Below are 6,816 nucleotides of genomic sequence, written 5' to 3'. Positions count from 1 at the left end.
GCGTCCCGACGTCCGCAATCCGGCCGTCGCGCATCAGCGCGACGCGGTCCGCAAGGGCCACGGTCGAGGGCCGGTGCGCGACGATCAGGGTGGTCGTGCCGTGCAGTACCTTGCGGAGGCGCACCTCGACCAGTTCCTCGGTGGCGACGTCGAGCGCCGACAGCGGGTCGTCCAGAACGAGGACCTGCGGTTTGGCCGCGATGGCCCGCGCCAGCGCGAGCCGCTGCCGCTGGCCGCCGGACAGGCTCAGCCCTTCCTCGCCGATGAGAGTGTCGAGACCCGCGGGAAGCGAGTACGCGAAGTGGGCCTGGGCGACGTCGAGCGCCTCCTCCACCGCCCGCTCTGACTCGGCCCCGGGAGTGGCACGGGAGCCCATGAGGACGTTGTCCCGTACAGAGGTCGAAAACAGCGTGGTGTCCTCGAAAGCCATGGCGACGTGCGTGCGGAGGTCGTCGATGGAGAGGGACCGGAGGTCGGTGCCGTCGATCGTGATGCTGCCGCCGGTGACGTCGTACAGGCGCGGAAGGAGTTGGAGCAGGGTGCTCTTGCCGCACCCGGTGACACCCACGAGCGCCATGGTCTCACCCGCCTCAAGCCGCAGGTCGACGCCGTCGAGCAGATCCCGCACATCCTCGGAGGAATCGGGGTACCGGAAGTGCACGTTCTCGAACACCACCTCGCCGCGCGGCCGGTCCAGCCGTACCGGCTCGGCAGGGCTCGCAATGGTGTTTTCGGTTTCCATCACCTCGTAGTGGCGGTCGATGGCGGTCTTCGCGGTGAAGGTCATGGCGAGCAGCGGGCCGATGAACTCCACGGGACCGGCGACGACGGCGGCGGTCGCGAAGAACGCGACCAGTGCGCCGATGCTCACCTCGCCGCCGGCAGCGAGCATCACGCCCACGACGAGCGACGCGCCGAGGGCGAGCTCCGGAAGCAGTGTGACGATCATGGAGAAGTTCGCCAGCGATCTCGCCTTATAGATCTCCGTCTGGCGGAGCTCCTCGGCCTGCTCCGCGAAGTCCTCCAGGGCTTCCCGGCTGCGTCCGAAGGCCTTGAGCACGCGGATCCCGTGGACCGACTCCTCCACGGTGGTGGCCAGGTCGCCGGCCTGGTCCTGGCTCTTGCGCGACACACGGCTGTAGGAGGTGCGGAACCGGAAGCCATAGATCATGAGCGGCACCGCGGCGCCCAGGAAGATGAGTGCGAGAACCCAGCTGGTCAGGAACATCACGACGACGCCGATCACCACGGTCAGTGACGTCACCACCAGCATGATGAGGCCGAACGCCATCCACCGCCGCATGAGGTTGAGGTCGGTCATGGCCCGAGAGAGCAGCTGGCCGCTTCCCCAGCGGTCATGGAACTCGATGGTGAGATTCTGCAGGTGCCGGTAGAACGAGGTCCGCATGTTCGTCTCGACCGTAGTGGCGGGAGTGATGACGAACTGGCGGCGCAGCGCCACGAACGTGGCCTCGAGGACTCCGAGGAGAAGCACTACTGCCGAGGCGATCCAGACCGTGGAACCGGCTCCTCCGGCTGCGAGGGCGTCGTTGATCAGGACCCTGAAAACCTGCGGGATCGCGAGCGCCATGATGCTCGCGCCGAGCGCGCAGAAGAGTCCGAGGAGGAGCCTCGGGAGAATGGGTCTGATGTGCGGATACAGGCGGCCGAGCGATTCCCAGAGCGTGGTTTGCTTCGTCATGCCATCTCTTCAAACTCGTCGATGGTTATTGGTGTCCTTCAGCAACCATCCTAGGTCGTGGCCGCGCGGATATCGGCCGCATCCGTGGCCGGGGAAGTGCTCTTCCGTGCGGTCCCGCTCTTGCTAGGTGCGGTCCCGCGGGGTAAGCGTGAGAAGCACGGCCTCCGGCCTGCAGGCGAAACGCACCGGCGCGAAGCGGGAGGTCCCGATGCCTGCCGAGACGTTCAGCGGGACCTGGCGCGCCCCGAGTTCCCACGGCGTTAAGCCGCGTGCTCGCCACGTAGGGAGATCGCAATTGCTGATCAGGGCGCCGTAGCCCGGGATGCAGACCTGGCCGCCATGCGTATGGCCGGCGAGGATCAGCTCTGCCCCACCTTCGGTGAAGTAGTCGAGAACCCGCTGGTACGGCGCATGGGCCACGGCCACCCGGAGGTGGGGGGCCTGGGCGGAGGTGCTGCTTCCGTTGGGGTAGGGCGCGTACTGGTCGCGGTTCAGATGGGGGTCGTCCACGCCCGTGAAGTCGACGCGGAGGTTGTTGAACCCGATGGATTGCGACCGATTGGTCAGGTCGATCCAGCCCGCAGCACCGAAGGCGCTAAAGAGCTCCGCCCAGGGCAGGTCCCGCCGTGGTTTCGTGATGGGCTTTGCTGAGGTGTTCAGGTAGCCGAAGGGATTTCTCAACCGCGGCGCATAGTAGTCATTCGAACCGGGAACAAACACGCCAGGGAACTTCAGGAGCGGCGCAAGGGCCTCGAGGAGTGGCGCCACTGCCTTCGGATGGCTCAAGTTATCGCCCGTGTTCACCACGAGGTCCGGGTCGAGCCGCGCCAGGCCCTTCAGCCATTCGGCCTTCGATTTCTGGTGCGGTGTCATGTGGATATCCGAGAGGTGCAGCACCCTCAGCGGCTTCACCCCGGGCGGCAGGATCCGCAGCGTTTCTTCGCGGAGCTGGAACAGCGTCCGCTCTACCAGCGAGGCATACCCGAAGGTTGCCGCCGCGGCGGTGACAGCGAGCCCAGCGGTCCAGCCAAGAGCAGCCCCTGTACGGGGTGAGTCAGTTGTTTGCACGCTAGTCGTTTCCTTCGTCGTCGTCGCCGTCCGGTGAGGGACTCGCAGGGGCGGAGCCGGGGCGGGTCGGCGCCGGGGTGGGAGTGGGGGTCGGCTTGCGCCCGGTGAGCATTTCTTCGGGCGGATTGGCGAAGGGCTCGCCCACATGGAGGCCCGGGATCCGCCGCATGAAGTTCGCCCAGGACGGCCCGGCGATCAGCCCGCCGTCGATCTCCGGGTACACCCTGCCGCCGATCTGCAATCCGCTCAGCGAGCTGTTCTCTCCACCGCTTTCACGGTTGCCGAGCCAGCTGGCGGTGACCATTCCGGCATTGTAGCCCATGAACCAGGTCTGTGACCGGTAGTCGTTGGTGCCGGTCTTGCCGGCCATCGGGATGTCGCCGTAGTCGAGCGCACTGCCTGATCCCTCTTTCATGACTTCCTGCGTGGCCCAGTTCACACCCTTCGCCACGTCCTCGGAAATGGCCTGCTTGCAGGAAACCTCCGGTACCGGGTAGGTCGTTCCGTCAACGGCAGTGACCTCGGTGAGCGCGCGTGGTTCACAGACAGTGCCCTCGTTGGCGAATCCGCCGAAAGCCGTGGCCATCGACATGGGCGAGACCTCGCCGCCGCCGCCGATCAGGGCCGGCGGGTTGATTCCCAGCTTTTCCTCGCCCTCGTCGCTTGCTGCAAGGTGGACGCCCATGTCGAAGGCGATGTCCCGAATTTTGCACAGGTCCAGTTCTTTTGCTGAGGCCATGGTGATGGTGTTCAGTGACTGTGCCAGGCCGTTGAGCAGTGTGCTCGGCCCGTAGTTCGTGTCCCCGTAGTTCTGCGGGGTGTACCCGCGGCCGTCGTCGGAGTTGATGACGTAGGTTCCGTTCGGCTCACAGCTCGCCTTCCACCGGTCGCCGTCGGGGAAGGTGCGTTTCCTGCCGTCGATGCGTGCGTTCAGCGCCCTTCCGTCGGCGAGCCATGCTGCAACCGTAAAGGGCTTGTAGGTGGACCCGGGCTGGAAGCCGCTGGAGCCGCCGAGGCTCTTTGAGGGGTCGCCGTCCTCGAACTGGTCGACGTTGAGGTTCAGGACCGAGTTGCCGATCTCCGGAGCGGGGTCGTACCGGGTGTTCTGGGCCATCGAGAGGATGTTGCCGGTCTCGGGGTCCATGCTGACCATGGTGTGTCCCACTGCATTGTCGGTGGTATCCGGATTCGCCGTTTCCAGGACGGCGGTCTGGGCGGCGCTCTGGACCGGTGCGTCCAGCGTCGTCTTGATGGTGAGGCCTGAGCGGTAGAGGACCTTCTCGCGGTCCTGCAGGGATTCGCCGTAGGCGGGATCGTTGAGGATCAGGTGTGTGACGTAGTCGCAGAAGTACGGCGCCTGGACCGCCCCTACACAGCCGTTCATGGTGGGGGTGATGACAAGCCCGAGATCGGTGACGACGGCGGCGTCGTATTCTGCCTGGGTGATCTTTCCCGAGTTGACCATTGACGCCAGAACCAGGTTGCGGCGCTCCAGCGCCCGCTCCGGGTTGAGCTCGGGGCTGTAGTACGTCGGCCCGTTGACCACCCCGGCCAGCAGTGCACTCTGCTGGATGTTGAGATCCGCCGCATCGACGTTGAAGAAGTACTTGGCCGCTGCCTGCACGCCGTAGGTTGTTCCGCTGAAGGGGACGATGTTGAGGTAGCCCTCCATGATCTCCTCCTTGCTCATCTGCTTCTCCACGGCGATGGCGAGCTTCATCTCGCGGAGCTTGTCGCCCACGGTCTTGCCGCCGCTGAATACGGCTTCCTCGCCGCGCTGCTGGGCGGAATCGATGAGGACGTTGTTCACGAACTGCTGCGTGATGGTCGACGCGCCGCGGGTGCTGTCGCTGGTGATGTTGCTCGCGAGCGCAGCCAGGATGCCCTGGAGGTCCACGCCGCCATGCTCGTAGAAGCGTGCGTCCTCGATGGCGAGCAGCGCCTCCGTCATGTTCGGGGAGATCTTGTCGAGGGTGACCGGTTGGCGGTTCTCCTTGTAAAGGGTGGCGATCAGCGACCCGTCAGCTGCAAGGATGTCCGTCGGCTGGGCGAGCGCGTCGCGCTCCAGCTCAGCCGGGAGTTCCTCGAAGAATTGGATCGAAGCGGAAGCGCCGGTGCCTGCCGCAGCCGCGACAGGCACGAGCAATCCCGCAGCAAGGACACCGCTGAGCGCACTGATTCCAAGAAATGCAATGATCTTCCCCAGGGTGGTCGCCGTGTCGAACAAAGGTGATTTACGAGCAGCCATGTACTGCAGTTTACTGGCACGCGCTACGCTTTGAGGCATGACGAAATGGGAGTACTCCACGATTCCGCTGATCATCCACGCCACGAAGCAGATTCTGGACCAGTGGGGCGACGACGGATGGGAGCTGGTGCAGGTGGTGACCGGCCCTGATGGGAACGGGTTGGTCGCCTACCTCAAGCGTGAGAAGAGCTAGTGATGACCGTCCCCGCCAGCTCCGTTTCCGCTGTTGACGCGCGGCTCGATGAACTGGGGATAGTTCTCCCTCCGGTCGTGCCGCCCCTGGCCTCCTACGTCCCGGCCGTCATTTCCGGCAACCACGTCTACACCTCGGGGCAGCTCCCCCTCATTGACGGGAAACTCCCAGCTTCGGGGAAGGTCGGGGCCGGAGTAGACCCGGACACCGCCCGGCAGCTCGCCGGAATCTGTGCCGTCAACGCGCTGGCCGCGATCAAGGCGCAGATCGGTGATCTCGACCGCATCACGCGCATCGTCAAAGTGACCGGTTTCGTTGCATCAGACCCGTCGTTCACAGGGCAGCCGGCCGTCATCAACGGTGCGTCCGAGCTCCTCGGCAAGATCCTGGGAGAGGCGGGCACCCACGCCCGCTCCGCCGTCGGCGTCGCGGCACTTCCGCTCGACGCGCCGGTGGAAGTGGAGATCATCGCGGAGTTCATCTAGTTTCGTGGACCGTCTAAGCAACCGCCTGTTCCCCATCCATCCTGACCAGGTCACGGCCGCCAGGAGCTGGGTGGAGCACGGCGAACGCACGCCGCTCAAGCCCCGGTCGGCGTCGTCCGTGGTGCTGATCCGCGACAGCGCGGTGGGCACCGAAACGTACCTTTCCTACCGGCGTGGGCAGTCGCCCCTGGGGGTTGTCGGGTTCCCGGGCGGGAGTATCGAGGAATCGGACGACGACCCCGTGGAGTGGTTCGGACCCACGCCGATCGTGTGGGCAAGAGCGCTGGGGATCGAGGACCATAATCTGGCCCGCCGGCATGTCCTTGCCGCCATCCGCGAACTGTTCGAGGAGACCGGGGTGCTGCTGGCGGGGCCTGACGCGTCGAGCCTTGTCGAGGGCACCCACGGCCGTGAATGGATGAAGGCCCGCGAAGCCATCAACGAGGGAGAAAGCAACTTCTCCGAGATCCTGCAGCGGCGGGGGCTCGGGGTCCGCACCGACCTGATTAAGCCGCTGTCGCACTGGTTGAGCCCCGACTTCGCCCATCGCCGCTTCGACACCCACTACTTCGCGGCGGCACAGCCGGTGAACCAGGAGCCGACCATCCTCGAGAGCAAGGGCGTCTGGGGTGAATGGCGTTGGGCCGCACGGGAGATCGAGCGGCGAAGTACGACGCAGTTGGGCGATGAGGTGGGCCAGCCGAACACCGTCGGACGCACCCTGAGCGATCTCTCCGTGCCCGCGGTGGAGATCATCCTCGAGAAGATCGGCTCCTCGCGTGGCTGCATCGCCTACCTGTCGCACAAGCGCCCGGTCAAGCTGTACTACCCGCAGCTCGCCGAACACGACGGCGGGCTGATGCTCGAAGTCGCCTGCCCCAAGCTCACCGAGGGCGGATCGGCCCAGCGCGGCCGGTAGAGGCTCTCCTGGGGATCGCACCCACTCGGTGCATGGCAGGACGGCACGACGGCGACATTTGTGCACGTGTGGCGGGTGTCGGCGTCGTACACCCTCCGTTGCTGCGCAACTTCCTGCCGGACGATGTGGGGGTTGAGTCGACCGGCGAAACTTGCGCACTTGTGGCGGGTGTCGGCGTCGTGCACCAGCCGTTGCTGCACA

Annotated in this window: 6 protein-coding genes; 3 read left to right on the top strand and 3 right to left on the bottom strand. The window is 65.6% G+C overall.

The features are described from left to right. The 3 genes from Y704_RS0110225 to Y704_RS0110215 all read right to left on the bottom strand — a co-directional run. The coding region (locus tag Y704_RS0110225; protein WP_026550054.1) for an ABC transporter ATP-binding protein at nucleotides 1-1,702 on the bottom strand (1,702 nt) is incomplete at its 3' end. 123 nt (nucleotides 1,703-1,825) lie between these two features. Next, entirely contained in the window at nucleotides 1,826-2,770 is a 945-nt protein-coding gene (locus tag Y704_RS0110220; RefSeq protein WP_026550053.1) for a metallophosphoesterase, read from the bottom strand. Nucleotide 2,771: 1 nt separating this feature from the next. Next, nucleotides 2,772-5,018 carry a transglycosylase domain-containing protein gene (locus tag Y704_RS0110215; RefSeq protein ID WP_035772326.1) on the bottom strand — a complete coding sequence of 749 codons (2,247 nt, stop codon included), beginning with the start codon at nucleotides 5,016-5,018 and terminating at the stop codon, nucleotides 2,772-2,774. A gap of 37 nt (nucleotides 5,019-5,055) precedes the next feature. On the opposite strand from Y704_RS0110215, the gene Y704_RS24010 reads away from it, so the two are divergent. Genes Y704_RS24010 through Y704_RS0110200 form a run of 3 tightly spaced genes read left to right on the top strand, consistent with a single transcriptional unit; the run spans nucleotide 5,056 to nucleotide 6,615 of the window. Then, nucleotides 5,056-5,211 (top strand): Sp36 family protein, encoded by a 156-nt coding sequence (locus tag Y704_RS24010; RefSeq protein WP_155850316.1) that lies wholly within the window; start codon nucleotides 5,056-5,058, stop codon nucleotides 5,209-5,211. 2 nt (nucleotides 5,212-5,213) lie between these two features. Further along, nucleotides 5,214-5,696: a RidA family protein gene (locus Y704_RS0110205; RefSeq protein ID WP_026550051.1), complete on the top strand. Its 483-nt coding sequence runs from the start codon at nucleotides 5,214-5,216 to the stop codon at nucleotides 5,694-5,696. A 4-nt stretch (nucleotides 5,697-5,700) separates the two neighbouring features. Continuing rightward, entirely contained in the window at nucleotides 5,701-6,615 is a 915-nt protein-coding gene (locus Y704_RS0110200) for an NUDIX hydrolase (RefSeq protein WP_026550050.1), read from the top strand. Nucleotides 6,616-6,816 lie beyond the last annotated feature (201 nt).

Origin of the sequence: Arthrobacter sp. Br18 (genome assembly GCF_000520555.1) — a bacterium.
In the GTDB taxonomy this organism is placed as follows: domain Bacteria; phylum Actinomycetota; class Actinomycetes; order Actinomycetales; family Micrococcaceae; genus Arthrobacter_D.
The sequence above is the reverse complement of the archived record's forward strand: the minus strand, read 5'-3'. Positions and strand labels throughout refer to the sequence as shown.